General features: G+C 58.3%; 3 protein-coding genes. 1 reads left to right on the forward strand and 2 read right to left on the reverse strand.

Translation table 11 applies throughout. The annotated features are described in order from the left end of the window. Positions 1-73 precede the first annotated feature (73 nt). Positions 74-931, reverse strand: coding sequence for a flagellar motor stator protein MotA (gene motA / locus CAPSK01_RS08490; RefSeq protein WP_034925221.1), 858 nt, complete (start codon positions 929-931; stop codon positions 74-76). Positions 932-1,171: 240 nt separating this feature from the next. Between motA and CAPSK01_RS08495 the strand changes: the two genes are divergently transcribed. Continuing rightward, positions 1,172-1,741 (forward strand): NUDIX hydrolase, encoded by a 570-nt coding sequence (locus tag CAPSK01_RS08495; RefSeq protein WP_034925224.1) that lies wholly within the window; start codon positions 1,172-1,174, stop codon positions 1,739-1,741. Here the strand turns inward: CAPSK01_RS08495 and CAPSK01_RS08500 are convergent. Further along, positions 1,719-2,099, reverse strand: a 381-nt coding sequence (locus CAPSK01_RS08500; protein WP_273703351.1) for a TonB family protein, incomplete at its 5' end; no start/stop codon positions are given. The genes CAPSK01_RS08495 and CAPSK01_RS08500 overlap by 23 nt on opposite strands.

Consider the following 2,099-nt stretch of genomic DNA (forward strand, 5'->3'; position numbering starts at 1 on the left):
TTGACGCGCTTGATGACTATCGGTCGTACATCGTCGTTCACTCAGTTCCTCCGGACGACTGCAACAACATGGCTTACTTGCCCTTGCGGCTCTTGAGCTCTTCCTCGAGTTCGCTGAAAGTCGGACGAACCCCGGCCACCAGCGTCTTGCGCCCGAACTCGACGGCCACTTGCGGCGCATAACCGGACATCGATGCCAGTAGGACGACCTTGATCACCTGATAAATCTTCGCACCGTCCTGCGCCTTCTGCTCAAGCAGGCTGGCCACCGGCGAAACGAAACCGTAGGCAATGAGAATGCCGAGGAAGGTGCCAACCAGCGCTCCGCCGATCATCTTGCCGAGCACGGCCGGTGGCTCACCCACCGACCCCATGACGTTGACCACGCCCATCACCGCCACGACGATACCAAAAGCCGGCACCGCGTCAGCGACCTTGGAGACCACATGCCCCGGTGTCTCGGCCTCGTGGTGGTGCGTCTCGATTTCAATATCCATCAGATTTTCGATCTCGATGGCATTGAGGTTGCCGCCAACCATCATCCGCAAGTAATCGGTGATGAATTCCATCACATGATGGTCACTGGCAAGCGACGGATACTTGCTGAATATCGGGCTGTTTTGCGGATTCTCGACATCGCTTTCGATCGACATCAGGCCTTCTTTGCGCACCTTGGCCAGCACCTCGAAGAGCATCGCCAGCAGGTCAACGTAGAGCACCTTGGTAAACTTCGAGCCCTTGAAGATCCCCGGCAATGCACCCATCGTCGTCTTGATGATCTTGATATCATTGGATGCGACAAAGCCACCGATCGTCAAACCAACGATCGCGACATATTCAAGCGGTACCCACAGGGCAGCCAGGCTGCCGTGAACCGAATAGGTTCCCAGTGCTGCCGCCAGAATGATCACATACCCAACAATCAGAAACATCCGCCCTCCCTTATCGTCCTTCTCGTTATTGCACGTTCTGCGAACGTCGCTGCTCCAGGCCCGTCATTGTCCCGCATTCTAGCCAGATTGCGAACTACGGACAGCAGCCATTTTCCAGGGCGCCGCTGCCTCATCTTCGGCGCGTGGCTGGCAGTTCGTCTCCCACGCGCACGCATTCCTTCCCGGTACAAATCATATAAACTTGCCGAATGATCAAACCTTCGCCGAGGGGTCCCACCAATGAAATTCTGCAGTCAGTGCGGCCAAGCGGTCAGCCTGATCATTCCCGAGGGCGATAACCTGCCACGCCACGTCTGCCAGCACTGCGGGACGATTCACTACCTCAACCCCAAGCTTGTCGTCGGCTGTATTGCCGAATGGCACGACCAAATCCTGCTCTGCCGACGTTCGATTGCCCCGCGCTATGGCTTATGGACCCTGCCTGCCGGGTTCATGGAAAACGGAGAGACGACGACCCAGGCAGCCATCCGTGAAACGCTGGAGGAAGCCTGTGCCCGGGTCGATATCAGACAACTCTTTTCGCTGGTCAATGTGCCGCATATCAACCAGGTACACCTGTTCTACCGTGCCCGACTGCTCGATACCGGTTTCTCCGCCGGGCTGGAAACCCTCGAAACAACACTCTTCTCGGAAGTGGCCATTCCCTGGCAGGATCTTGCCTTCCAGAGCGTTACCCTATGCCTGAAAGCCTACTTTTCCGATCGCAGCGCAGGTCGGTTCGTGTTCCATGAAGAAACACTGCAGCCCCGCCAGGCATTGCACAGGGTTAGCGATCATCCGCAAGGGTGAATTCAATCGGTAGCAATACGCGGAAATCCTTGCCCCTGAGACTTTCTGGCAAGGTCGTGGTGGCCGAGGCCTGTTCGATCATCGACAGCGCCTGCTCATCGAGTGCGGCGTGCCCACTTGACTGAACCAGAGAGAGTCGCGGGCCTGGCTGCCAGGCGCTCAGGTTCACCGCGACCTCGACCCGACCTGCCCAGCCACGCTCCCGTGCCATCGGCGGGTATCGCTTGAACCGGCGTGCAGCGATCGCCAGCGCGACACGATACTGGCGCAGGTCGTCGGCACTGACTCCTTCACTCGGTACATTGGCGGGACCAGCGGGCGATGCTCCCTCCTCTGACACTGACGGCGACGAGTGCTC

Source organism: Candidatus Accumulibacter vicinus (assembly GCF_000584955.1).
Taxonomy (GTDB): domain Bacteria; phylum Pseudomonadota; class Gammaproteobacteria; order Burkholderiales; family Rhodocyclaceae; genus Accumulibacter; species Accumulibacter vicinus.

What these genes read in the sequence shown, in the direction of transcription:
- motA (WP_034925221.1), bottom strand. Translation starts at nt 931, where the DNA reads ATGTTTCTGATTGTTGGGTATGTGATCATTCTGGCGGCAGCACTGGGA.
- CAPSK01_RS08495 (WP_034925224.1), top strand. Translation starts at nt 1,172, where the DNA reads ATGAAATTCTGCAGTCAGTGCGGCCAAGCGGTCAGCCTGATCATTCCC.